Origin of the sequence: Bartonella sp. W8122, assembly GCF_016102485.1 — a bacterium.
Lineage (GTDB): Bacteria > Pseudomonadota > Alphaproteobacteria > Rhizobiales > Rhizobiaceae > Bartonella > Bartonella apihabitans.
The window spans coordinates 1,331,725-1,355,846 of sequence record NZ_JACFOO010000001.1; the positions used below are offsets into that span (position 1 = coordinate 1,331,725).

21 protein-coding genes and 3 tRNA genes are annotated in these 24,122 nt (G+C 44.5%); 19 read left to right on the top strand and 5 right to left on the bottom strand.

Annotated features, from left to right (window positions below; all coding sequences use genetic code 11):
- Positions 1–10 precede the first annotated feature (10 nt).
- The 5 genes from H3S83_RS05865 (at position 11) to H3S83_RS05885 (ending at position 6,536) form a co-directional block, all read left to right on the top strand.
- Positions 11–829, top strand: a complete 819-nt coding sequence (locus tag H3S83_RS05865; RefSeq protein ID WP_198239169.1) for a hypothetical protein — start codon at positions 11–13, stop codon at positions 827–829.
- A gap of 422 nt (positions 830–1,251) precedes the next feature.
- A complete protein-coding gene (gene clpP / locus H3S83_RS05870) occupies positions 1,252–1,884 on the top strand; it encodes an ATP-dependent Clp endopeptidase proteolytic subunit ClpP (protein ID WP_077971133.1) in 633 nt (210 codons plus the stop codon).
- A 236-nt stretch (positions 1,885–2,120) separates the two neighbouring features.
- The gene (clpX, locus tag H3S83_RS05875; protein ID WP_077971134.1) at positions 2,121–3,395 is read left to right on the top strand and encodes an ATP-dependent Clp protease ATP-binding subunit ClpX; all 1,275 of its coding nucleotides are present in this window, start codon (positions 2,121–2,123) and stop codon (positions 3,393–3,395) included.
- A 194-nt stretch (positions 3,396–3,589) separates the two neighbouring features.
- Positions 3,590–6,016, top strand: coding sequence for an endopeptidase La (lon, locus tag H3S83_RS05880; RefSeq protein WP_077971135.1), 2,427 nt, complete (start codon positions 3,590–3,592; stop codon positions 6,014–6,016).
- A gap of 241 nt (positions 6,017–6,257) precedes the next feature.
- A complete protein-coding gene (locus tag H3S83_RS05885; RefSeq protein ID WP_077971136.1) occupies positions 6,258–6,536 on the top strand; it encodes an HU family DNA-binding protein in 279 nt (92 codons plus the stop codon).
- A 67-nt stretch (positions 6,537–6,603) separates the two neighbouring features.
- On the opposite strand, the gene H3S83_RS05890 is transcribed toward H3S83_RS05885, so the two are convergent.
- From H3S83_RS05890 to trmFO, 3 genes are read right to left on the bottom strand one after another with little or no spacing between them, the layout of a single operon-like run.
- On the bottom strand, positions 6,604–7,236 hold the full coding sequence (locus tag H3S83_RS05890; RefSeq protein ID WP_198239170.1) for a YrbL family protein: 633 nt from the start codon (positions 7,234–7,236) through the stop codon (positions 6,604–6,606).
- A gap of 60 nt (positions 7,237–7,296) precedes the next feature.
- Positions 7,297–7,995, bottom strand: a complete 699-nt coding sequence (locus H3S83_RS05895) for an HAD family hydrolase (protein WP_198239171.1) — start codon at positions 7,993–7,995, stop codon at positions 7,297–7,299.
- Positions 7,968–9,371, bottom strand: coding sequence for a methylenetetrahydrofolate--tRNA-(uracil(54)-C(5))-methyltransferase (FADH(2)-oxidizing) TrmFO (trmFO, locus tag H3S83_RS05900; RefSeq protein WP_370541364.1), 1,404 nt, complete (start codon positions 9,369–9,371; stop codon positions 7,968–7,970). The genes H3S83_RS05895 and trmFO overlap by 28 nt, the downstream gene beginning before the upstream one ends.
- Positions 9,372–10,473: 1,102 nt before the next feature.
- Here trmFO and H3S83_RS05905 point away from each other — a divergent pair.
- The 10 genes from H3S83_RS05905 (at position 10,474) to H3S83_RS11570 (ending at position 18,928) form a co-directional block, all read left to right on the top strand.
- A tRNA-Leu gene (locus tag H3S83_RS05905) sits at positions 10,474–10,556 on the top strand.
- A 150-nt stretch (positions 10,557–10,706) separates the two neighbouring features.
- Entirely contained in the window at positions 10,707–12,203 is a 1,497-nt protein-coding gene (gene tig, locus H3S83_RS05910; protein WP_077971141.1) for a trigger factor, read from the top strand.
- A 141-nt stretch (positions 12,204–12,344) separates the two neighbouring features.
- The gene (gene gatB, locus H3S83_RS05915) at positions 12,345–13,844 is read left to right on the top strand and encodes an Asp-tRNA(Asn)/Glu-tRNA(Gln) amidotransferase subunit GatB (RefSeq protein ID WP_198239172.1); all 1,500 of its coding nucleotides are present in this window, start codon (positions 12,345–12,347) and stop codon (positions 13,842–13,844) included.
- A gap of 5 nt (positions 13,845–13,849) precedes the next feature.
- Positions 13,850–14,338: a GNAT family N-acetyltransferase gene (locus H3S83_RS05920; RefSeq protein ID WP_198232939.1), complete on the top strand. Its 489-nt coding sequence runs from the start codon at positions 13,850–13,852 to the stop codon at positions 14,336–14,338.
- A 105-nt stretch (positions 14,339–14,443) separates the two neighbouring features.
- Positions 14,444–14,842, top strand: a complete 399-nt coding sequence (locus H3S83_RS05925; protein WP_077971146.1) for an NADH:ubiquinone oxidoreductase subunit NDUFA12 — start codon at positions 14,444–14,446, stop codon at positions 14,840–14,842.
- A gap of 137 nt (positions 14,843–14,979) precedes the next feature.
- Positions 14,980–15,366: a DUF2155 domain-containing protein gene (locus tag H3S83_RS05930; protein WP_370541278.1), complete on the top strand. Its 387-nt coding sequence runs from the start codon at positions 14,980–14,982 to the stop codon at positions 15,364–15,366.
- 621 nt (positions 15,367–15,987) lie between these two features.
- On the top strand, positions 15,988–16,491 hold the full coding sequence (locus H3S83_RS05935) for a hypothetical protein (RefSeq protein ID WP_198232940.1): 504 nt from the start codon (positions 15,988–15,990) through the stop codon (positions 16,489–16,491).
- A 118-nt stretch (positions 16,492–16,609) separates the two neighbouring features.
- A complete protein-coding gene (locus tag H3S83_RS05940; protein WP_198224841.1) occupies positions 16,610–17,044 on the top strand; it encodes a L,D-transpeptidase in 435 nt (144 codons plus the stop codon).
- On the top strand, positions 17,044–18,219 hold the full coding sequence (locus H3S83_RS05945; RefSeq protein WP_198239173.1) for a hypothetical protein: 1,176 nt from the start codon (positions 17,044–17,046) through the stop codon (positions 18,217–18,219). Before H3S83_RS05940 ends, H3S83_RS05945 begins: the two co-directional genes overlap by 1 nt.
- Positions 18,185–18,928: a rhomboid family intramembrane serine protease gene (locus H3S83_RS11570; RefSeq protein WP_198232942.1), complete on the top strand. Its 744-nt coding sequence runs from the start codon at positions 18,185–18,187 to the stop codon at positions 18,926–18,928. The genes H3S83_RS05945 and H3S83_RS11570 overlap by 35 nt, the downstream gene beginning before the upstream one ends.
- 117 nt (positions 18,929–19,045) lie before the next feature.
- On the opposite strand, the gene H3S83_RS05955 is transcribed toward H3S83_RS11570, so the two are convergent.
- Positions 19,046–19,873, bottom strand: a complete 828-nt coding sequence (locus tag H3S83_RS05955; RefSeq protein ID WP_198239174.1) for an RNA methyltransferase — start codon at positions 19,871–19,873, stop codon at positions 19,046–19,048.
- 208 nt (positions 19,874–20,081) lie between these two features.
- Between H3S83_RS05955 and H3S83_RS05960 the strand changes: the two genes are divergently transcribed.
- A tRNA-Tyr gene (locus tag H3S83_RS05960) sits at positions 20,082–20,165 on the top strand.
- Positions 20,166–20,188: 23 nt separating this feature from the next.
- A tRNA-Gly gene (locus H3S83_RS05965) sits at positions 20,189–20,262 on the top strand.
- Between the two features lie 72 nt (positions 20,263–20,334).
- On the opposite strand, the gene H3S83_RS05970 is transcribed toward H3S83_RS05965, so the two are convergent.
- Complete coding sequence (locus tag H3S83_RS05970) at positions 20,335–21,186, bottom strand: MurR/RpiR family transcriptional regulator (RefSeq protein ID WP_198239175.1); 852 nt, start codon at positions 21,184–21,186, stop codon at positions 20,335–20,337.
- A gap of 178 nt (positions 21,187–21,364) precedes the next feature.
- Here H3S83_RS05970 and H3S83_RS05975 point away from each other — a divergent pair, with 178 nt between their 5' ends.
- Positions 21,365–23,014, top strand: coding sequence for an ABC transporter substrate-binding protein (locus H3S83_RS05975; protein WP_198239176.1), 1,650 nt, complete (start codon positions 21,365–21,367; stop codon positions 23,012–23,014).
- Positions 23,015–23,098: 84 nt separating this feature from the next.
- Entirely contained in the window at positions 23,099–24,115 is a 1,017-nt protein-coding gene (locus H3S83_RS05980; protein WP_198239177.1) for an ABC transporter permease, read from the top strand.
- Positions 24,116–24,122 lie beyond the last annotated feature (7 nt).

Here is a 24,122-nt window from a genome sequence, read left to right on the forward strand (position 1 = left end):
AGGTCTTCGAATGGATATCTGCACTTTCTGGTATGGAGATCGCTTGCGTCCTATTGATTGGCTGTGCCTTTCGTCAATGGTAATGACCGGTCAACATGTCAAACTTTATAGCCATGGAAATGTGGAAAACGTGCCTGAAGGTGTCGAACTCCTTGAAGCAGAGCCAATATTGCCGCTTTCGACACTTTACCGGCTTGACCCGAAATTTCCGGATTTCAAACCTATCCGTACAATTGTGCAATTATCTGATCTATTTCGCGTGAGGCTCATGAAAAACCGCGCCGGTGTCTGGCTTGATACCGATGTCTACCTTGTCAAACAATTCCATCCGGAAGAGGGAAAGGTATGGCTTGCCCGAGAAAATCGTTCGCGCGTAGGGGTTTCTGCGCTTTATCTTCCGGCTGACAATCCTATCATCAAGAAATATGATGACTATCTTGAAAGCGGCCAAATGGTGCCGGACTGGCTCGGTTTTCATCGGGGAATATGGATACCGTGGCGTCTCAAAAGACAAAAACTGCCTGTTGTCCCCGGACGATTGGGAATCACGGTTTTTGGCAATGACGGAATATCTAGGCTCGCCAAAAGATACGGCTTTTTTGGTGAGGCCAAAGAAAAGGAAACTTTTTATTATTGGACCGGTCGTGATACCGAACGTATTTTTGATCCTGCTTATGGTCTTGAGCCGCTCGACGATCCACGCTTTATAGGTTTTCATGTTCATAAAAAAGAAAGAACAAACGACCCTATTAAAGAAGGAAGTTTCTATGACTGGGCAACTAAAAGAATTCCCGGTTTTTTCAAGATAGTTGAACAGCAAAAAAATTAGAAAGTGCTCGTAAAGCAACTTCCTTGGATTTGGGTCGGACAGGGTATCATGACTGTCGGGCAACAACTGCAATAACCGGATGTTGAAATTGAAATCATCAATTTTATATAAAGCCGCTTGCTGTTGTGTTTTTCTGTACCACGTTAAAACAATTGTAAGTGTTGTTTGTATAAATGTGTGGGCCTTTGTTGAAAGACTTGAAGTTGAAGCGGGATGAACACATATAAAAACGCTATTTCTGATGAAGAAATAGCGTATGGTAATTTTCTTGAGATAATTCTCACACAAATCATCCGGTGGCGGTTCCGATGGCCTTGCGTTTAAGGCAAAACAAAAATCTATTGATCTTCTAATGGATTGATATTCTGGTTATAACGACATTTCAGGTCGCAAACGACGATTCGTATAATATGGAAGTGAAAATGAGTGATCCGATCCAGACTGCCCTCAATCTTGTTCCAATAGTTGTGGAACAGACCAATCGCGGCGAACGGTCCTATGATATTTTTTCCCGCTTGTTGAAGGAAAGAATTGTCTTTATCAATGGCCCGATTGAAGACAGCATGGCAATGCTTGTCTGCGCCCAACTCCTGTTTCTCGAAGCAGAAAATCCGAAAAAGGAAATCAGCCTCTATATCAATTCTCCCGGTGGCGTTGTCACTTCGGGTATGGCTATTTATGACACGATGCAATTCATCCGTCCCGCTGTTTCAACTCTTTGTATGGGGCAGGCAGCTTCTATGGGGTCACTTTTATTGACTGCCGGTGCCAAAGGGCATCGTTTTGCATTGCCGAACGCACGCGTTATGGTGCATCAGCCTTCCGGCGGCTTTCAGGGGCAGGCTTCGGATATCGAGCGTCATGCGCAAGATATCATCAAAATGAAGCGGCGGCTGAATGAAATTTATGTTCATCATACAGGTCAGGATTATGAGACCATCGAACGTACACTCGACCGCGATCATTTTATGACAGCAGATGAAGCGAAAGAATTCGGATTGATCGATGAGGTCATCCAGTATCGTGCCGAGGCCGAAGAAGAACAGAGCGACTAAATTTTACAAGATCGGGTAGCGGTCGTTTCAATAATTTTTGAAACAAGAAGCCATCAAATCGCCGCTTCCCGATTTTTAGTAAAAAATAACGTTTAGCGTTTACATGTTTTAGGGAAAAAACGGTTACATTGATGGCCGTAATTTTGATTTGTTTTAGTTTCTTGGTGGAATGGGCTTGAAAAGTTTAACCGAAAAGGCAAAATATTTCATGCAATTCGGGCGAAAGGATAAAGGAAATGAGCAAAATTGGTAATAACGGGGGCGATTCGAAGAATACGCTTTATTGCTCATTCTGCGGCAAAAGTCAGCATGAGGTGCGTAAGCTTATCGCTGGACCCACGGTGTTCATTTGCGACGAATGTGTCGAGCTTTGTATGGATATTATCCGTGAGGAAAATAAATCTTCCGGAGTGAAAGCGCGTGATGGCGTTCCGACACCGCAGGAAATCATGGCTGTTCTTGATGATTATGTAATTGGTCAGTCACATGCTAAGCGTGTTTTGGCAGTTGCTGTCCATAATCATTACAAACGTTTGGCAAACCAGTCGAAAAGCAATGATATCGAATTGTCGAAATCGAATATTCTGCTGGTTGGACCAACAGGATGCGGTAAAACTTATCTGGCGCAAACACTTGCCAGAATTATTGACGTGCCGTTTACAATGGCCGATGCAACCACTTTGACGGAAGCAGGCTATGTCGGTGAAGATGTCGAGAATATTATTCTGAAGCTGTTGCAAGCTGCCGATTACAATGTCGAGCGGGCACAACGCGGCATCGTGTATATTGACGAGGTTGATAAGATTTCGCGTAAATCCGATAATCCCTCCATCACACGTGATGTCTCGGGCGAAGGTGTCCAGCAAGCATTGTTGAAGATTATGGAAGGTACGGTTGCGTCGGTTCCCCCGCAGGGTGGTCGCAAACATCCGCAGCAAGAATTTTTGCAAGTGGATACAACCAATATCCTGTTTATTTGCGGTGGTGCATTTTCCGGCCTTGAAAAAATTATCTCTGCACGTGGAGAAAAAACATCAATCGGGTTCGGTGCCACAGTCAAAGCACCGGATGAACGTCGTATTGGCGAGATTTTTCATGATCTCGAACCGGAAGATCTGTTGAAATTCGGTTTAATTCCGGAATTTGTCGGGCGTCTGCCGGTTATAGCAACTTTGGAAGATCTGGATGTGGATGCATTGGTTCAAATCCTGTCGCAGCCGAAAAATGCATTGGTCAAGCAGTATCAGCGCTTATTCGAAATGGAAGATGTCAAATTGACATTCCATGATGATGCATTACGGGCAATTGCCAATAAAGCTATTGAGCGAAAAACCGGCGCACGCGGATTGCGTTCCATCATGGAAAAGATTTTGCTGGATACGATGTTCGAACTTCCTACATTGGAAGGTGTTCAGGAAGTGGTCATTTCTAGTGACGTTGTAGAAGGTAAAGCGCGTCCGCTTTACATCTATGCCGAGCGGGACCACTCCAAGGAAAATGCATCGGCTTGATTTTTCAGATGGTCGGACAATAAGATCCGACCACCTATGCGTTTAAAATATCGGGCGATCTTGTCTTTCGTTATCGCGTAGCTCTTGATTTATAGGTGGTGAGCCACCACCTAATCCCTTTGTGCGTGGGTATCTGCTTAATATGAGGGGTGCCGACGTTGCAAACGAGCCCAAGGCTCCAGAAAGGAAATGTTATGCAACATGATTTAGAGAAGACGGCGGATGTCGGCAGTAAGCTTTATGCTGTTTTGCCGCTTCGCGATATTGTTGTCTTCCCCCATATGATTGTGCCGCTATTCGTTGGTCGCGAAAAATCCATTCGTGCTCTTGAAGAGGCGATGGGTCAGGATAAGCAGATCCTGCTGGCTACCCAGAAGAATGCTTCGGACGATGATCCAAAGGCCGACGATATTTATGATGTTGGTACATTAGCGAATGTGCTGCAGCTGTTGAAATTGCCGGACGGAACTGTCAAGGTTCTGGTGGAAGGTGTAAAACGCGCCAAAATTACCGGTTTTTCGGATAATCCGGACTATCACCAAGCTTATGCAACACCACTTGATGAACCGGAAGAAGACAAGGTCGAGATCGAGGCACTGATGCGTTCGGTCATCTCGGACTTTGAAAACTATGTGAAATTGAACAAGAAGATTTCTCCTGAAGTCATTGGTGCTGTCAGCCAGATAGATGATGCAACAAAACTTGCCGATACGGTCGCTTCACATCTGGCAATCAAGCTTTCCGAAAAACAGGAAATGCTTGCATTATTGTCTGTTCGCGAAAGGCTCGAGAAAGCACTTGCCTTTATGGAAGGCGAGATCTCTGTCTTGCAAGTTGAAAAACGGATACGTTCGCGCGTTAAACGCCAAATGGAGAAAACCCAACGCGAATATTATCTTAACGAGCAGATGAAGGCTATTCAGAAAGAATTGGGCGATGGCGAAGATGGCCACGACGAAATTTCTGAATTGGAAGAACGCATCAAGAAAACGAAATTGTCGAAGGAAGCCCGTGAAAAGGCAGAAGGTGAAGTCAAGAAACTTCGCAATATGTCTCCTATGTCGGCTGAAGCGACAGTAATACGTAATTATCTTGATTGGCTCCTCGGTATCCCGTGGGGCAAAAAATCCAAGATCAAGAATGACCTTAACTATGCTGAAAAAGTTATGGATGAGGAACATTTCGGTCTTGAGAAAGTCAAAGAACGTATTGTCGAATATCTTGCTGTCCAAAGCCGTGCAGCCAAAGTAAAAGGGCCGATTATTTGTCTCGTTGGACCGCCCGGAGTTGGTAAGACATCGCTTGCTCGTTCGATAGCCAAAGCGACCGGACGTGAATATGTGCGTATGTCCTTAGGTGGAGTGCGCGATGAAGCGGAAATTCGTGGTCATCGTCGTACCTATATCGGATCCATGCCCGGCAAAATCATCCAGTCGATGAAAAAGGCGAAGAAAAACAATCCGCTTTTCCTTCTCGACGAGATTGACAAGATGGGGCAGGATTTCAGAGGCGATCCGTCATCGGCATTACTCGAGGTGCTTGATCCAGAACAGAATAACACCTTTATGGATCACTATCTCGAGGTCGAATATGACCTGTCGGACGTTATGTTCGTGACAACTGCAAATACGTTGAATATTCCGGAACCTTTGATGGATCGTATGGAGATCATTCGTATTGCCGGTTACACCGAAGAAGAGAAAATGGAAATTGCCAAACGCCATCTTCTCCCGAAAGTCATGAAAGAACATTCACTTTCGAAGAAAGAGTTTGTTGTAACTGATGAAGCGATCCGCTCGATCATTCAATATTATACGCGCGAAGCAGGGGTCCGCGGGCTTGAACGTGAATTGATGAAACTTGCACGCAAGGCTGTGACGGAGATTGTCAAGAAAGAAAAGAAATCGGTTAAAGTCGATGACAGCAATATCGACGAGTTTCTTGGCGTCAAGATATTCCGTTACGGTCAGATTGAAGGTGAAGATCAGGTCGGTGTTGTTACGGGTCTCGCATGGACCGAGGTCGGCGGTGAATTGCTCACGATTGAAGGCGTTATGATGCCGGGTAAAGGCCGTATGACAGTTACCGGTAATCTGCGCGATGTTATGAAGGAGTCAATTTCGGCTGCTGCATCCTATGTCCGCTCGCGGGCTGTGGATTTTGGTATTGAACCTCCTCTGTTCGAACGCCGTGATATCCACGTTCACGTTCCCGAAGGTGCAACACCAAAAGACGGTCCGTCCGCAGGTGTTGCCATGGTAACGGCAATTGTTTCGGTTCTGACCGGTATACCTGTCCACAAGGATATCGCGATGACCGGCGAAATTACGTTGCGTGGACGGATTTTGCCGATTGGCGGGCTGAAAGAGAAATTGCTTGCAGCATTACGCGGCGGTATCAAGAAGGTGCTCATTCCTGAAGAGAATGCAAAAGACCTTGTTGATATTCCTGATAATGTCAAAAACAACATGGAAATTGTTCCGGTAAGTTTTGCTAGTGAAGTTCTTGATCATGCACTTGTTCGTCGTCCCGAACCGATTGAATGGGTAGAACCTGCAAATCCGCCGGTTACCAACAATATATCGAGTGATGAGGATGGCGTTACTTCTATAGCCCACTGAATCACAAGTCAGTAATGACACATATACAAACATTGAGAAAAGGCAGTTTAGACTGCCTTTTCTTGTTATTTTCGTTTTTCAATTGTGAATTACGTTATTTTTTCCGTGAATAACTGTGATTATCCCGAAGATTCAGGCTTTTTTTTTTAAATTTGGCTTCTGTTTGCCATAGTTTTCAATAAACTCGCTCGCAACCGGTGGAATCACTATTGTCCGGTAATAGAAAGAAAGGAATTATCCAATGAATAAGAACGAATTGGTCAGCTCTGTCGCTGAAAAAGCCGGCATCACAAAAACTCAAGCGGCTTCTGCTGTAGATGCATTTATTGCTTCTGTCACCGATGCTTTGAAAGATGGCGGTGATGTTCGTCTTCCCGGTTTTGGTTCATTTGAAGTTTCCCACCGTGCTGCCACGAAAGGACGCAACCCTTCAACAGGCGCAGAAATCACCATTCCTGCCCGCAATGTTCCTAAGTTCTCGGCTGGCAAAGGTTTGAAAGACGCCGTCAACAACAAATAATCCATTGCCATGTTTTAAAAGCCCGGTCTTTTCTCAAGTGCCGGGCTTTTCATTGTCTTCTTGATGGCTATTTGCGGTTTTTCAAGTCAAGAAATGGCGCCAGTGCGTCAGTGAATTCGTGAAGTTCATGAATATTTTTTGCCCGGTTATATTTTTGACACCATGCGCGCAATGGAAAAAGTCCGGTTTCCCCGATGCCATCTATGAGAACAAGGGTGGGTGTGCCGTTTCTCGAGCTTAGTAATATATTATCGAATTTCAGATCGTAGCAAATAATGCTGGTGGTTTTTACCCAGCGTATGAAATCTTCAATTTGCTGACGATATTTTGGAATATCATTTTGATATTCGCCAAAAGGTTTTGCATAATTTCCCGACGAATCCTGTTCAGCCTTGACGAGCAATCCCCAACCGATGTCTGTTGAAACGATTCCGGCAATCTGCATCAGATGTTTTTCATTTTCTGCCATATCGGGATCGGTAAAATGACGCATATATTCCCGAATTTCGCGGGTATTGGGCGAGTTGATATCGATTGCTTTTCTTAATTGTCGTAGACGCGAAAAACCGGCGATTTTTTTACGCCATGCGGGCGAGGGGATTTTTATCAGATAGTCGGGATTTTGCTCATTGATGTATACCGAGCGGGTTAGTCCTTCAAACAACGGTGTTTTATCTGACAAGGTAAGGATATGTTTCATTGCGACTTCACCTCACTTTGTGCAAGGCCGTTAGATTTACTGTTACAGTTCCTGAAAACTTCACATCATGCATTCGGCGACCAATTGCGGGGTCAATTCATCGTAATGGCTGATTATTTTGGTCGGATTGAATGTGCTGACCGGCTTGTCGGTATAACCGAAATCGACTGCTATAACGGGAATATCCGCACTTTGTGCCGCAAGGATGTCGGTCTGGCTATCACCCACCATAACTGCTTTTTCGGGTGAACAACCGGCGCGTTCGATGGTAGAAAGAACGTGTCGGGCATCCGGTTTATGATAGGCAAATGTGTCTCCGCCGACAATCGTTACAAAACGATTGGCTTCACCCATTCCTTCCAAAAGGTGACAGGCCAAATTTTCATATTTGTTGGTGCAAACGGCAAGCTTGTATCCCGCATCGGAGAGTTTTGTGAGTGCTTTGTCAACGCCTTCGAAAAATTGTGTCTTTCCCGGCATATTTTCTTCATAATGACGCATAAATACGGAAAGCAACTGTTCGACATGCATATTATCCGGTTTGATGTTCTGGAAACTGAGCGCGCGTTCGATCATAATACGTCCGCCCATGCCGACAAGACGACGAATGTCAACAGGCTCGAACGTTTTGAGGCCTTCTTGCGCAAGACAGAAATTGAGGCTGTCGAGCAAATCCGGCGCGGAATCAACAAGTGTTCCGTCAAGGTCAAAGACAACAATAGGCGTGTTACTCACTGAAGTTTCTCCTCGTTCAACCATTTTTCGCAATCGGCAAGCGCGCGTTTTGTCAAAGCCTGTTTTTTAGCCAGTATTTTTTCTTTGCCGCGTAAACGCTTGCCTTCCGGTTTTTCAATCTCGACAGGCGGAAACAAACCGAAATTGATATTCATCGGCTGGAAGGATTGTTTGCCACCATCGTCGCTCATTATATGACCACGCGTGATATGATTAAGCAACGCCCCGAATGCCGTAGTAATTGGCGGTATGCGAGGTTCCTTCCCCTTATGGTCAGCGGCAGCAAAACGACCTGCCAACAGCCCGATTGCAGCCGATTCAACATAGCCTTCGCATCCGGTCATTTGACCGGCAAAGCGCAAGTTTTTGCGTTTTTTAAGCCGCAATGTTTCATCAAGCAAGATAGGCGAATTGAGATAGGTGTTGCGGTGGATTCCGCCAAGCCTCGCAAATTCGGCAACTTCAAGACCAGGAATCGAGCGAAAAATGCGTGTTTGTTCGCCATATTTGAGCTTGGTCTGAAAGCCGACCATATTATAGAGTGTACCAAGTGCATTGTCTTGTCTCAACTGTACAATAGCATAAGCTTTTACAGTCGGATTATGTGCATTGGTAAGTCCCATGGGCTTCATCGGACCATGACGCAAGGTTTCGGGACCACGCTCGGCCATTACCTCGATAGGAAGACAGCCATCAAAATAAGGTACGTTTTCAAATTCATGAAATTCGATTTTTTCCCCTTCTGTCAGCGCTTGTACGAAGTGCTCATATTGTTCCTTGTCGAGCGGGCAATTAATGTAATCTTTGCCGGTACCGCCAGGCCCGACTTTGTCATAACGGGACTGATACCAACAAATATCCATATTGATACTGTCCCTATAAACAATAGGCGCAATTGCGTCATAAAATGATAACGAATTGGCTCCGGTAATGTCTACAATTGCTTCTGCGAGACGGGGAGATGTCAAAGGTCCCGTTGCGATAATTACATTCCCCCATTCTTTTGGCGGAAGTGTCACAAGTTCGCTGCGGTCAACACTGATCAGGGAATGGTTTTCAATTTTATTGGTAATTGTTTTTGAAAATCCTTCACGATCGACGGCAAGTGCACTGCCTGCCGGAACCTGATGCTCGTCAGCCACCTTCATAACAAGCGAATGGGCAAGCCGCATTTCGGCGTGAAGGAGCCCCACCGCATTGGTTGAAGCATCGTCGGAACGAAATGAATTGGAACAGACGAGTTCCGCAAGATTTGCAGTTTTATGAGCGGGCGTGTTTTCGACCGGCCTCATTTCATGCAAAATAACAGGAATACCTGCTTCGGCTATTTGCCACGCAGCCTCGCTGCCGGACAGACCGCCGCCAATAACATGGATTGGCTTCATAGAAAAATTCGACATCATCATTCTTTGCGCAAAACATAAAATTCCAAGTGTGGAACGGTCAATAACACCTTATGGTACAAAAGGCACTGAGACAATGACCGTTCTTCAGACTATTTTTTCAGTAGAATAGATTGAATATGTAAAATCTTGCCAGAATGATTATTGTCCGCAATCTCATTATGTCATTTGCGAGTAACAAGCGGTCGTCATGAAGTTACGAAGGGTGAAACTTTAGCAGTTCAATCCCGAAATATTGTCAAGATTAACCGGTCATTGCTTCTTCGATATAACGAGCAAGGTCCAAGAAAATGAGTGGTCGGGCGTATTATAGAAACAAGAAAATTGTAATCGCAAAAAAAATTGAGACGAAAGCATTGCTTCCCGTTAAAGATGAAGTGGTTCCGCTTTATCGCGAAAGAAAGTGAATTCGGATAAAGTGCGAAGTGAAGTGCGAAAAACGGTCCAAGAGCACTTTATCCGATATAGCTGTCGGAGTGGTATTGTTATCCGACATGAAGTTTTGCTTTTTGATAACGGGAATAATTACTCGAGTGAAACATATATTGGCGAATCAAAAACACTATATTTTTGGCGCTCATTCGTTACACAGTTTTTGCTTTATGATTACATTGGAACAATGAAAACAAAAGTCACTCGGATTGTCGAAAGGGGGAGGGGTATTGTTGCGCAATCGTAAAGCAAACCAAAGCGGACAATTTGACGACAAAAACCAAGTTCCGACGGTGGAAAACAAAACCTGACGACAAAAATCAGGGCAAATGCATTAACGATTTTTGTTGTGAAGTGAACTATTCGGGAAATCGGAAAAACGCAATCTTGCAAAGCCTTGTGAAGTTTATCGAAGATCTCAACCGGAAGTTCGCGCGAGGGTTGTTTTTATCTATTCGGCGGGAACATTGCCTGGAATGGTTCGCGAGGAGATATTTTGCCAGCTTATCTACGCATTATTCCTAGTCTTCAGAAATTATGGTGGTTCTTTTCTTAAATATCCGGTAAAAAACGCAAGAGTCGGCTTTTTTCCTTTGATTGATAGAAATTGAATGATATAGAGACGCCGCTTGCCTATGGTTTGTTGCAAACCTGATTATCAGGATTTGCGGATGTGGCGAAATTGGTAGACGCACCAGATTTAGGTTCTGGCGGGCAACCGTGGGGGTTCGAGTCCCTTCATCCGCACCAAAGCAACGGCCTTGAATGCAAAGAGAATTTTTGCGGAGTTCCGCGCGAGGCGGAAGTCCGTTTCATGGTATTCTGACGCTTGGGTGTTAGAGCAGAATTGGTATCGGACAGGGCTTAAGTACTTGTCCTCAGAAAAATGAAGGTTGTTCGATGCAAGTTACCGAGACGCTTAATAAGGGATTGCAGCGCGAGATCAAGGTAGTGATCCCGGCTAAAGATCTGGAAGCAAAACTAAACGAACGTCTTGACGACGCTAAAGACAAGGTCAAGCTGAATGGCTTCCGCCCTGGTAAAGTGCCTGTCAGCCATTTGAAGAAAATGTATGGCAAGTCGTTTATGGCTGACGTTATCAATTCGATTCTGAAGGATACGCCGCGTTCGATTCTTTCAGACCGCAATGAACGTTCGGCCACCCAGCCGGAAATTGATATGAGCGAAGACGAAAAAGAGGCCGAAAAGGTCTTGAATGGTGATGCCGACTTCGTCTTTACTTTGAAATATGAAGTTTTGCCGAAATTCGATCTTAAAGATGTTTCCGGCATCGCTGTTACACGCGAAGTCGTGGAAGTTCCTGAATCCGATGTTGATAAACAGGTCGAGCGCATTCTTTCTTCCACCCGTACCTATACGGAAAAGAAAGGCAAGGCCGAAGACGGCGATCGCGTAACGATCGATTATCTCGGTAAACTTGATGGTGAACCGTTTGAAGGTGGCGCTGATAATGATGCGCAACTTGTTCTCGGTTCCAAACAATTCATTCCCGGCTTCGAAGAGCAGCTTATCGGTGTGAAAGCAGGTGACAAAAAAGTCATTACAGTAAAATTCCCAGATGACTACAATGCAAAACATCTGGCTGGTAAAGAGGCCACTTTTGACATAACAGTGAAAGAGGTTTCGAAGCCGGACGAACTGAAAATCGATGATGAAGCCGCCAAAAAACTTGGTCTCGAATCACTCCAAAAGCTGCGCGACGTCATTCGCGAGCAAATCGAGAACCAATATGGCACAATCACACGTCAAAAAGTAAAGCGTCAGATTCTTGATGCTCTTGATAATGATTACGATTTCGAGACACCGGAACGTCTCGTCAATGTGGAATTCAATAATATCTGGGCACAAATCACCAACGAGTTGAAGCAAGCCGGTCGTACTTTCGAGGACGAGGAAACGACAGAAGAAGCAGCCCGTGACGAATATCGCAAGCTCGCTGAACGTCGTGTCCGGTTGGGCCTTGTTTTGTCTGAAATCGGTGAAAAGGCCGGAATCAGCGTTTCGGAAGATGAGTTGCAACGGGCGGTGTATGATCAGGTTCGCCAATATCCTGGACAGGAAAAAGAAATATTCGAATTTTTCCGTCGTACTCCTGATGCAGTCGCCAATTTGCGTGCTCCTATATTCGAAGAGAAAGTCGTTGATCATCTTCTCGGTAAAGTCAAAGTCACTGACAAGAAAGTGACGGCCGAAGAGCTGATGAAAGAGGAAGAAGACGAAAATTCTCCGAAGAAATCAGGGGCAAAGAAAAAGACCGTAAGCAAGAAATCCGAAGACAAAAAGGCTGATGACAAGAAGTCTTCTTCGAAGTCTCATGCGGAAGAGAAAGCACCTGCCAAAAAGGCAGCCGCAAAAAAGACAACGAAAAAAGATTGATTTGCTGTTGGATAAAATAAATCAGGCCCGGTTTTTCCGGGCCTTTTTTATAAGGATAACACTCTTTGCTTGCACTTGCCGCTTGTTTGGACTAGCCAATAGAGACAATTTTATCTTTAAAATAAGAATGATGGATTTCTAATGACACTCGTTGATGCCCGCACAGCAGACCCGAAACGCTTCATCTCCGGAGCTACCGGAGACTGGGAAGTCATTATCGGATTGGAAGTACACGCTCAGGTAACCTCCAATTCCAAACTTTTTTCCGGCGCTTCCACAAAGTTCGGGGCCGAACCCAATGCTCATGTTTCTCTTGTTGATGCTGCAATGCCGGGTATGCTGCCTGTCATCAACATCGAATGTGTCAAACAGGCCGTGAGAACCGGATTAGGACTGAATGCCAAGATCAATTTAAAATCTGTGTTTGATCGCAAAAACTATTTTTACCCCGATTTGCCTCAGGGCTATCAGATTTCGCAATTTGAACAGCCAATCGTCGGGGAAGGTAAAATTATCATCTCTGTCGGTCCTGATAAAAAAGGTGAGTTCGAGGATGTAGAAATCGGTATCGAACGGCTCCATCTCGAGCAAGATGCGGGAAAATCTATCCACGATCAACATCCTACAATGTCGTTTGTCGATCTTAACCGCTCAGGCGTTGCACTGATGGAAATTGTGTCAAAGCCGGATTTGCGTTCGTCAGATGAAGCGAAGGCCTATGTCACGAAATTGCGTACGATCGTTCGCTATCTCGGAACATGTGATGGCAATATGGATGAAGGTGCAATGCGTGCCGATGTCAATGTTTCGGTACGTCGTCCGGGTGAGGATTTCGGTACACGGTGCGAAATCAAGAACGTTAATTCGATCCGTTTTATCGGACAGGCAATTGATTATGAAGCGCGTCGGCAGATAGCCGTTCTTGAGGACGGTGGTACAATTGATCAGGAAACACGGCTGTTTGACTCTGCAAAGGGTGAAACACGGCCGATGCGTTCGAAAGAAGAAGCGCATGATTACCGGTATTTTCCTGATCCCGATTTGTTGCCTTTGGTTTTTGACCAGAAATTTGTCGACGATCTGAAAGCCGACTTGCCGACCTTGCCTGATGAAATCAAATCAAACTTCATTAATGAAATGGGTTTGAGCGCTTACGATGCTTCCATTCTTGTAAGCGAGAAGGCGATTGCCGATTTCTTCCAGTCGGTTGCTGCCGGTCGCGATGGCAAACTTGCTGCGAATTGGGTCATTAACGATTTGCTCGGCGCTTTGAACAAAGCAAGCCTTGATATTTCGCAATCTCCAATGAGCGCAGATCAACTTGGCGGAATTATCGATTTGATAAAAGAGGGTACGATTTCCGGAAAAATTGCAAAAGATCTCTTCGAGATCGTTTGGAACGAAGGGGGTGACCCTGCAAAAATCGTCGAGGAACGCGGCATGAAGCAGGTTACCGACACGGCCGCTATCGAAAAAACTGTCGATGAAATTATTGCTGCCAATCCGGATAAAGTTGCCCAAGCCAAAGAAAAGCCGACATTGGCTGGTTGGTTTGTCGGTCAGGTCATGAAAAAAACCGGTGGTAAGGCAAATCCTCAAGTAGTAAACAAACTGATAAAGGCAAAACTCGGGATAGAATAACGACCATGTGGATTCGCACTGCATCCAAGGATGATATCAATGCTATTCATGATCTGTTGATCGAAACATGGCATGCGACATTAGATGATATCGTCGGACGTGAAGAAGTTGATCGTAAAATTGCTCATGATTATACGCCTGATCTCTTGAAGAAAATGCTTAGTCGTCCAGCATCCGAATATGTCGTGGCGGATGACGGGGATACTCTTCATGGTGTTGCCTATGCAGCTCAGGGAGCCGTCAAAGGTGATTCTGAAATTGCACTTGTGCTTCATCTGTGTGTAAAACCGGAAAGTCAGGGGCAGGGGATCGGTCAACGTTTATTGATCGAGCTTGAAGAAGCTTTTCCGGCTGCCCGTAAAATTCGTGTAGCTCTCAATAAAAATGATGAGAGAACACAGAAATTTTTTGAAGAACAAGGGTATAAACACCTCGGGAAAACTACCGAGAACAAGTCGAATGATGATGTTGTCTTGGAGAAGACACTGTTCTGATCACGTCAATATTGACTTGCTTTTAATGTTGATGAGCTGCATAACGTTAAAAGTTGGTTTTTCGTTTGAAGCTTATGGGCTGAACTTGAAGGAGCTCACACTGAAATGGCTGGTATCTGGAAACAGGTTTTTACATGGTGGAACGGTAACACCATTAATACACGTTTTTTCACGTGGCTACATGGCAAGCGCGTAGGTGAAGACGAGTTCGGAAACATCTATTATGAAGGCAGCCGCCATAAAGACGGCTATCCGCGGCGCTGGGTTATTTACAAGAATTATTCGGAAGCTTCAACGATTCCTGCAGGTTGGCATGGTTGGATTCATCATCGCACAGATACACCACCAAGTGCAGAAAACTATCATGCACGTGAGTGGGAGAAACCGCATCTTCCTAATCTGACCGGTACAAGCAAGGCCTATACGCCGAAAGGTTCGATTGCCCATCATGGTCAACGTCCTCATGTTACCGGCGATTACGACGCGTGGACACCGGGCAAATAGCCATTTCGTAGCGGAAATCGGATTGTTTTTTCGCCATATTGCCATAATTGGCAAATAAGCTTCGAATTATAATAGATAACCATTGATGCGGTGCTATGAGATTTTTTAAACCGTTTTTCAGACGTTGCTTATTTGTCCTGTTTGCCTTATTCCTTGGGCTTTTTGTGACTGCATCATCTTATGCGCAGGAAACAACGAGATTAAGTAATCCTGTTGCTGTTTTTTCCGGTCTCGATAAAATTACCGGCCGCATCACAACCTTCGATGTCTATATAGGCGAGACCTACCAATTCGGTGCTCTTCAGGTGACGCCGCGGGTCTGTTATACAAGTTCGGCAGATGAAGCAACACGCACAGATGGATTTGTCGAGGTTAACGAAATCACTCTTGATAAAAAAATCAAACGCATATTCACTGGCTGGATGTTTGCTGATAGCCCCGGTCTTAATGCTGTCGAACACCCGATTTATGATGTGTGGTTGAAAGACTGCAAACAAAAATCCAAAGTTCCTGCTCCCCAATAATAGATTGTTATAGAGCGGTATAACGTTACTTTTTTGTATTTCTCTATATTGAATGAACAAATTGTTTCATTTTATTGTTTTGATAAACAAATCAAAAAGTTAAAAATGATGGTGTTAAAATAGAGAAATCATAGTTTATTAGGGAATTATAACGGACCTATTTTAAACAGATTATTCTTTTTTTGAAATTCGCAATCTTCAACATTATTCACTTTTTTATAACTTCATAACACGTGCGAAATATTACCCCATTCGAATAGTGGGGATTTGGTTCCGTAAAACGGCCACTAATGCCTTGGAAAATGATGCATTGGAATAGGAATATACGGGCAACTGTTTTGGCTCAAAAAATCCGGTGTGGGAGGCTTGGTAACAACTCCTGAAATGACTGTGCCTCGTCAAAAATAATGAAAATTGCTGTCGTCGAATGTCAAAAGCTATTCCGGTTTGGCTTTTCAGTATTCGGGTTTTCAACTTTACCCTTGCTAATTTGAGTACGTGCTTCTTTTATATTCGGGTTATTTGGGTTCAAAACAGTTTTGAAAATATCGGCTCAAGCTTGGCGTAAGCATCGGGTATTAGTTTCGTTTATCAGGAAATCGAAGTACTGGAAGGCTCACTATGCCATCAATTCGTGTGATGAAACAGATTTTTGCATCATTATTTTTGGCCTGTTGCTTGACCGGTTGTCAATGGTCAACAGAACCTTCAACCACGCATGATTATTATACGCGTGTTACAGAGCTGAGTTCCAAGAGCTTTTATTTTACCAACAATCCTTTGATTCAGTTGGAAATGCAGGCAAAATGGATTAGCAATCAGGGCTATGTCATTGATACAATAGCAACTTCCACGAATAGCAACGATCTGGATATTAGTCTCGCCTGGTCGCAAAAACGCAACTATCGCTATGTTGCGAGAGAAAAACTGAATATTGTTTGTACCATCGGATGTACCAATTCGGAAAAGGGACGCATATTCATTCCCGAAGATGAATTTCGTCAGTATGCAATTAGCGGCTTTATTTTCAAACTTGTCGGACGTGGAAATTATGTAGATGGTTTCCTTGATAAAAGAGCCTTTCAGCAAGTTCTGGACCAGATGCAGTCAATGCCGAAATACTGACAGTTACGAATTTTCAAAGGGCTGAATTAACTATTTTTTAACTTTTTATTTCGTTTTTGTATTTTTTCGTTTTACTCTATCTATCGCGTTTTTTGTGAATTTTGAGCGGGATAGGGCCATGAATTATTGGAAAATATCTGCTCTTTTGAGTGGAGCCACGATTTTTATGTTTTCACTGATGGGGCCAGCATCGGCTGATGATATTTTGGCACTCGTCAACGTTTCGAATCAGACAATGATTGTTAAAAAAGATGGTAAAACGCTTTACCATTGGAAAGTATCCACTGGACGGAAAGGATATGCGACTCCAAGCGGAACTTATCGTCCTGTCAGAATGCACAAAATGTGGCGAAGCCGGAAATATGACAATGCGCCGATGCCTTATGCAATATTTTATAATCAAGGTTACGCCATCCACGGCACATCTTATGTGAGCCGTTTAGGAAGTCCGGCAAGTCATGGTTGCATACGCTTGAATACGGCAAATGCAGAAATCCTTTATAAAATGTTGTTAAAAGAAGGGCAGGACAGCCTTAAAATCGTAATCAAATAATGGAAACAGAACATCGGGACTGGTTTGTTTTTTTAGAAAAACATCAAATTAAATTTTATTTTCTGGCTATTCTAGGCGGAACCGCTATCGGTTATTTATTTCGCGTTGCGAGCAGCGCAAATGAAGTCCTGAATTTTATTCTGCCGGTATTATTGTTTGTCACCTTCTTGCAGGTTCCTGTTTCCTCGGTAATTGACAATCTCGGCAATAAGCGTTTTGTGGCGGCGCTTCTTGTTGGAAATTTTGTATTTATTCCGATATTGGTAGCCTTATTGTTGTTGATAGGGGCGGGACTTTTCTTTCAATTATCCGATCCATCGCATTCTCCTTACGAGCAAAGCTTGCAAGCTCCTTATCTCGCCTTTGCTTTTTACGGCATGATTCTCCTTTGCGCACCTTGCGTCGATTATGTCGTGTCGTTTTGTCGTTTGGCCAAAGGTGACAGTTCCTCACTGACGGCCGCATTGCCCGTTTTGTTAATCATTCAGCTCGCTTTTTTGATGTTATTTTCTAGCGGCTGGTTTTATGACGAGCCAAATATGCAAGCTACTCGACCGGATATTATCGACTTTATCATATCCATTTTTCAGGTTCTGCTCGTTCCTCTCGCTCTTGCTTGGATTTTGCAATCCATTTCTCGCTATAACAAGGTCGTTGCATATTCGACCTATTTTATGAAAAACAGCGTCGTGATGATTACGGCATTCACTTTAATGATAATTGCTGCATACGCTTTTTCGGAACTTTTCTCGATATTTGACGATAATGGTTATGCCTTCACAAAAAGATCGGCCGACGAGGCAACAGGGATTTATGAAAACACAACGGACTATGGCAGCAGTGAAAAGGCGCTATCACATGCTTTTATTTATGGAATAGCTTTTTATGGCCTTTATGCTTGTCTCGCTCCTTTTGTCGGCTTTTTCACCGCAAAGCTTTTTAAACTTTGCAGAAAACAGGAAATCGCATTGAGTTTCAGTGTTTCAACACGTAATTCACTTGTCTTGTTGCCATTTTTGCTAACTATATCACCAGCCGATGAACAAGCTTTGGTTGCAGCTGTCGTTTTGACACAAACTTGTGTCGAACTTGTTGCAGAGATTATATATGTGCGCTTTATACCGTGTTATGTAAAAAAACATGTCCGATCTCGGGAGATTGAATGTGAACGATGATTTTAGTCACTATAACAACAATTGCAGGAAACATGCGCCAATTTTCAATATACCTCCCGTCATTATTGCTATTATCTCTATCTGTGTACTAAGCTTTATTATTCCGGAATATTTTTTTTCACCTAGATATTATGAGTTATTTTATATATATTGTTCGTTTATTCCAGAGTTCTTCACTCATGCTTTATTCAAATTCTGGTATACACCGGTAAGCTATTCATTTTTGCATGCGAATTTTATGCATGTGGGTGTCAATATGATGTGGCTCGTTATATTCGGCTCACCGCTCGCAAACCGGATAGGCAATATAAGATTTATTGTGTTCTGGTTTATCTGTTCGGCTGTCGCAGCTTTTGCACATCTCTTCATTTATCCTGAAAGTTATGTGCCGATGGTTGGTGCGTCGGGCGCAATATCAGGTATGATGGGGGCAGCTAGCCGATACGGTTTTCGTCAAGTCCGTACATTTTCTGAAGATCGAAGGTCGGAATTTGCCGGTCCGATTTTGTCTATCGGACAATCGGTCACCTCAAGGAATGTCGTTGGTTTTATCGGCACATGGATAATTATCGATATTATTACCGGTCTTGCAACACCATCAATGGGCGGCGAGGGCAGTTCGATAGCCTGGGTCGCCCATATCGGCGGATTGGTAGCCGGTTTCTTTCTTATTGGATTGTTCGACAAGCGCAGAAATCAAGAAATCTAGCGAGGCGAAGATTCATAACAATTAAAACCGGGAATACCGTAACGTGAAACAAGCGATGCCTCTACAAAAGGGTGGAAACCATGTGGGTGACAAGCTTTATGCGTTATAGACTCCAATTTAATGAAGATGATTACGCGCGGCATAAAGCGAAATAGCAGCGGCATTGGAAACATTGAGTGATTTTATCGCTCCCGGCATATCAAGGCGCGCAAGGACCGAAACAGTTTCACGTGTCTTTTGCCGCAATCCTTTTCCTTCGGCGCCCAGAACGAGGGCAATATGTTTGCCCTTTAAGCTCGGTTCAAGCGGAAGCGGGCCTTCCGAATCAAGTCCGAAACTTGTGAAACCGGCTTTGTGCAGTTCTTCGAGCGCCTCTGCGAGATTGCGCACAGTGATGTGGTCTATAAGTTCCAAAGCACCGGAAGCAGCTTTCGCCAATACTCCTGTCTCCTGTGCAGAATGTCGGCTTGTGGTAATGAGAGCGCCGGCATTGAATGCAACGGCCGAACGCATAATAGCACCGACATTGTGAGGGTCTGTAACCTGATCGAGTACAATAACAAGATCGGTATCCGAAAGTTCGTCGAGTGAACGGGGTGTCAAAGGCTCGGTTTCGAGAACAACGCCTTGATGTACAGCATCGCTGCCAACCAGCGAATCGAGCATTTTCGGCGCAACAATTTCAACCGGACAATTTATTTCTGATTCGTCGATATTGAGCCGGTCAAGCGCATTTCGCGTGGCAAAAAGTTTTTCAAGCTTGCGTTTTTTGTTACGCAGCGCCGCCGCCACTGTGTGAAGCCCGTAAAGTCTAAGCTCACCCGCATTAAATGCGGCCGGTTCGATTTTTTGCCTATTGGCTTTGTCGGTTTTTTTGCCGGTACGGTCGCGATATTGGCGGCGTAAGCGGGCATAATGAGAATCTTTGGGAGTTTTTTCATTCATAATTTTTTATAGCCGATTGAGATGTCGATCCGATACCAAAAAATGTCAAAAAAGACTTTTTTGTTATGAAATCGAAAATAACGGGATTTAACCTGTTGACAGAGGCAATGGTAAACGGCATAACGCCCCACACAAACAGAACGAGTTCTTTATGTATTTGGTCTGGTTGTATATGCCTTATCGCGCAACTCCGCTAGGTATTTTTAATGGAGGGGTGCCCGAGTGGTTAAAGGGGACGGACTGTAAATCCGTTGCGTATGCTACGTTGGTTCGAATCCAACCCCCTCCACCATTTACCGGAGCCGGAGTCAACGTGCGGGTATAGCTCAATGGTAGAGCAGCAGCCTTCCAAGCTGAATACGCGGGTTCGATTCCCGCTACCCGCTCCAGATTATTTCCCGAATATTTTTTGACCAAGATAATCGTTTATATTTGCCTGTCATGGTTTGATACCGTTAGGCTTAATCCACATAGGGGTCGAAAAAGTCTTGGCCGGCAGAAATGCGCGCCAGGCGATCTTCCGTAGATTTGCCCAAGATAAGTATGATATCTTTCAGCAATAGATTGAGCACCGTATGGATACCGGTGGGTAGCCCCATAAAAAATTGATTTTCATGAGGTAGCACGATAATCTTATCAGTGATCGGGGCTGCCCATTCACAAAACTCATCACAAATAACGATCACGTCAATTCCCAAGCGTTGTGCCATCTCAGCAAGCTTCGGGCCATCCGCGCCATAGCGATAAGTGTCGATGATGATCAACGCATCTTTGGCGGCATCCTTATTGTAGATTTGCGGGTAAATACCATCGGCGGCATTAAGGATGTGGATGTTGGGCCGTATATATTTAAGCCGATCGCAAAAGCCTTGAGCCAAATAATGCATGGTCTGCATGCCTATGCCATAGAGATTGCGGCTAAAGCTTAGGCTTTCTACAATCGCCTGCCATTGGGGTGCTTGGCGCTGATGATACGCAGCCATAATGATATGCTGCAATGATTCCAATTCCTGATTGTCATGCTGGTCAGCGCGGGTTAAATAATTCTCGAAACGGTGCCCGATACGCGTTGGCATGGGGCCATATATGTCGGCTTTTACTTTTTTTCGCGCATCCGAAGAGTTTTTATAACCTAATTTCTTAAAAAACCGGCTGACAGTCATGGCGCTGACATCAAGTTGAGCGGCAATTTCAGCGCTGGTATTGAGTAATAAAAGTTCAGGGCGGAGGGTGATAAAACTTGCAATACGCTGCTCTAGTTTAGTGAAGCGCGCATCAGTGTTCTTAATTAGCTCGATGAAGTCATTGCCCATTTTATGTTCCGTATTCTTTTATGAGGTAAGTGCAAAATGCGATTTTGGGAAGTCTGAAATACAGGAAATGTTAGAAGAATAACAAAATAACTTGACTGTGCGTTAAATATCAACAATAGCTAAGAAAAAAGTAAAAATTAATGAGGATGGAACACTCAAATCATGTTGGAGGAATGGCATGACGCAACCTTTCACAAAATCGCCGGAGCCTGTTGCTTGTTCGTTGGGGCGTATATCAGCTCACGCCCTTAGTTATTGCCGCTTTTTATATCCGAAAACGGCTTACACTTTTGGTAAAAATGCCCTGATTTATGCTGGCTTGTTGTCTTTGGCAGCTGCGCTGCCGCAGAACTTGTCAGCGAGTGAGGTTAATACTCTCGTTATTGCCAAGGCTGCTGATCCTCAATCGCTGGATCCAGCATTTACATTGGATAACAATGACCTGACAATTGTCTATCCAATGTATCAACGCCTGGTGCGCTATGAAAAGAAGCAAGATCAGACCGGCATCGCCGATGATCTGGCTGAAAGCTGGAGTGTTTCAGACGATCAATTAACCTGGGTTTTTAAAATTAAGGATGGGTTTAAGTTTTCCGATGGCACACCGGTAGATGCCAAAGCGGTGGAATATTCCTTCGAGCGCTTGTTCAATATGGGGCAGGGGCCATCAGCAGCTTTCCCAAAGGGCACAAGTGTTGCAGCTACCGGCCCATTGGAAGTAACATTCAAGCTTGAAAAACCTTTTGCGCCATTTCTTTATGTTTTGGCAGTCGATGGCGCTTCAATCGTCAATCCAAATGTTGAATCGCAAGGCAATGATCATGGTAGTGGTTGGCTGTCAATGCATTCTGCTGGCTCTGGCGCCTATATGTTGGAAAGTTGGGAACGTGGAAGCGCTATAATACTCAAACCTAATCCCTATTATTCCGGTACAAAACCCGCTTTGCAAAATGTGCGCGTTGAAATCGTTCCCGAGGCAGCCTCGCGCCGCTTGCGCCTTGAAGCCGGGGATGTGGATATTGCCGAAAGCCTGCCGCTTGATCAAATCCAGACATTGAAGAAAAACCCGGATTTGAACGTTGTTGAAGAGCCAAGCTTATCTGTAACCTATCTTTACCTTAACAATAAGCATAAGCCTTTGGATAATGTTGATGTGCGGCGTGCTATCTCTTATGCCATAGACTATCAGGCAATACTGGATGGTGTGCTTTCGGGTGACGGTGTCGTGATGGATGGCCCTATCCCAGAGGGGATGTGGGGTAAAAGCACTGATATCACCCATTATAGCTATGACCCCGGTAAAGCGGCCGAATTGATTTCCAAAGCGGGTATAAATGGTTCGAAACTAAAATTTCTTTATTCGGATCGTGATCCGTTGTGGGAGCCACTGGGTATCGGCGTGCAGGCTTACCTTGCACAGCTCAATATTGATGTATCGCTTGAAAAGCTGGCAAATGCGACCTTGCGCGAACGGATTGAAACCGGTGATTTTGATATTGCTATCGGCGGGTGGTCGCCAGATTTTGCAGACCCGTATATGTTTATGAACTATTGGTTTGATAGCCAATGGCATGGTCTGGCGGGTAATCGCAGTTTTTATACCAACCCGCAAGTGGATGAGTGGCTGCGCCAAGCCGCAACAACCAGCGATCAGAACGAGCGCACACAATTATATGCAAAAGTTCAAAAAGTGGTTACGGACGAGGCACCTTATGTCTATTTATTCCAGAGAAATTACATGGTTGCAATGCGCAAAAATGTAAGCGGCTTTGTCTATAATCCGATGCTGGACCATGTCTATAATTTTGCAGAAATGAGCAAAAAATAGGATAATGCCGGTTCAACCGGCATTCATTCCAATCTTCAACCTGGCCTTAACTGTCCTGATCATCCTGGTTTATAGGAACCTGTTATGTCGTTTCTTAATGTCATAAGAAAACGTTTGTATCTGCTTGTCTTTGTGCTGTTTGGCGTTTCACTAATAACGTTTACTATTTCCAATGTGGTGCCTGGGGATCCAGCGCGCATGATTGCGGGTGAACGTGCTCCCGCCGAGGTCGTGGAACGTATCCGCAATGATTTGGATCTCAACAGGTCATTACCTGAGCAATATATCCGGTATATGAAAGGCATATTTACTGGCGATTTGGGAACATCCATTCGTACCAAACGGCCAGTGCTGGAAGACCTGAAGCTATTTTTCCCGGCAACCATGGAATTGGCTGTAGTGGCGTTATTTATAGCCGCTTTTATCGCTATACCGCTTGGCGTTGCATCCGCCATTTGGAAAAATACTTTCATTGATTATGCGGTGCGCCTAATGGCAGTAATAGGTATTTCCACTCCTGCCTTTTGGTTGGGAATGTTGGTAATTGTGCTGTTTTATGCGCAATTGCAAATACTCCCCAGTGGCGGTCGCATTTCGCCGTCAATTATGATGCCGCCCAAGCTAACCGGTTTTTTATTATTGGACAGTCTTTTGGCAGGCAATTTTGCCGCTTTTTGGAGTGCGCTTAAGCATATCATCTTGCCAGCAATGACACTGGGCTTTGTGCATCTCGGCGTGGTCGCGCGACAAATACGTTCTGCCATGATGGATGAAATGCACCAAGATTATATTCGCACTGCAAAAGCAAATGGGATTTCCAAATTTCGTATCATTTTTGCCGAGGCATTACCCAATGCTTTGATACCGTCCATCACTGTTATGGGGCTGGCACTGGGGGATTTGCTTTATGGTGCAGTGCTTACAGAGAGTGTCTTTGCTTGGCCAGGTATGGGGCGCTATGTGGTTGATTCTATATTATCGCTCGACTTTCCCGCAATCATGGGGTTCACCCTGGTGGTTTGCGTAGCCTATGTCTTTGTCAATCTCATTGTAGATCTCATCTACATGCTGGTTGATCCGCGTATCAGAAATATTTCATGAGGCAAAC

Excerpts from the sequence above, each read along its gene's own strand:
- H3S83_RS05865 (WP_198239169.1), top strand. The coding sequence starts at position 11 with ATGGATATCTGCACTTTCTGGTATGGAGATCGCTTGCGTCCTATTGAT.
- clpP (WP_077971133.1), top strand. The coding sequence starts at position 1,252 with ATGAGTGATCCGATCCAGACTGCCCTCAATCTTGTTCCAATAGTTGTG.
- clpX (WP_077971134.1), top strand. The coding sequence starts at position 2,121 with ATGAGCAAAATTGGTAATAACGGGGGCGATTCGAAGAATACGCTTTAT.
- lon (WP_077971135.1), top strand. The coding sequence starts at position 3,590 with ATGCAACATGATTTAGAGAAGACGGCGGATGTCGGCAGTAAGCTTTAT.
- H3S83_RS05885 (WP_077971136.1), top strand. The coding sequence starts at position 6,258 with ATGAATAAGAACGAATTGGTCAGCTCTGTCGCTGAAAAAGCCGGCATC.
- H3S83_RS05890 (WP_198239170.1), bottom strand. The coding sequence starts at position 7,236 with ATGAAACATATCCTTACCTTGTCAGATAAAACACCGTTGTTTGAAGGA.
- H3S83_RS05895 (WP_198239171.1), bottom strand. The coding sequence starts at position 7,995 with ATGGTTGAACGAGGAGAAACTTCAGTGAGTAACACGCCTATTGTTGTC.
- trmFO (WP_370541364.1), bottom strand. The coding sequence starts at position 9,371 with ATGTCGAATTTTTCTATGAAGCCAATCCATGTTATTGGCGGCGGTCTG.
- tig (WP_077971141.1), top strand. The coding sequence starts at position 10,707 with ATGCAAGTTACCGAGACGCTTAATAAGGGATTGCAGCGCGAGATCAAG.
- gatB (WP_198239172.1), top strand. The coding sequence starts at position 12,345 with ATGACACTCGTTGATGCCCGCACAGCAGACCCGAAACGCTTCATCTCC.
- H3S83_RS05920 (WP_198232939.1), top strand. The coding sequence starts at position 13,850 with ATGTGGATTCGCACTGCATCCAAGGATGATATCAATGCTATTCATGAT.
- H3S83_RS05925 (WP_077971146.1), top strand. The coding sequence starts at position 14,444 with ATGGCTGGTATCTGGAAACAGGTTTTTACATGGTGGAACGGTAACACC.
- H3S83_RS05935 (WP_198232940.1), top strand. The coding sequence starts at position 15,988 with ATGCCATCAATTCGTGTGATGAAACAGATTTTTGCATCATTATTTTTG.
- H3S83_RS05940 (WP_198224841.1), top strand. The coding sequence starts at position 16,610 with ATGAATTATTGGAAAATATCTGCTCTTTTGAGTGGAGCCACGATTTTT.
- H3S83_RS05945 (WP_198239173.1), top strand. The coding sequence starts at position 17,044 with ATGGAAACAGAACATCGGGACTGGTTTGTTTTTTTAGAAAAACATCAA.
- H3S83_RS11570 (WP_198232942.1), top strand. The coding sequence starts at position 18,185 with ATGTCCGATCTCGGGAGATTGAATGTGAACGATGATTTTAGTCACTAT.
- H3S83_RS05955 (WP_198239174.1), bottom strand. The coding sequence starts at position 19,873 with ATGAATGAAAAAACTCCCAAAGATTCTCATTATGCCCGCTTACGCCGC.
- H3S83_RS05970 (WP_198239175.1), bottom strand. The coding sequence starts at position 21,186 with ATGGGCAATGACTTCATCGAGCTAATTAAGAACACTGATGCGCGCTTC.
- H3S83_RS05975 (WP_198239176.1), top strand. The coding sequence starts at position 21,365 with ATGACGCAACCTTTCACAAAATCGCCGGAGCCTGTTGCTTGTTCGTTG.
- H3S83_RS05980 (WP_198239177.1), top strand. The coding sequence starts at position 23,099 with ATGTCGTTTCTTAATGTCATAAGAAAACGTTTGTATCTGCTTGTCTTT.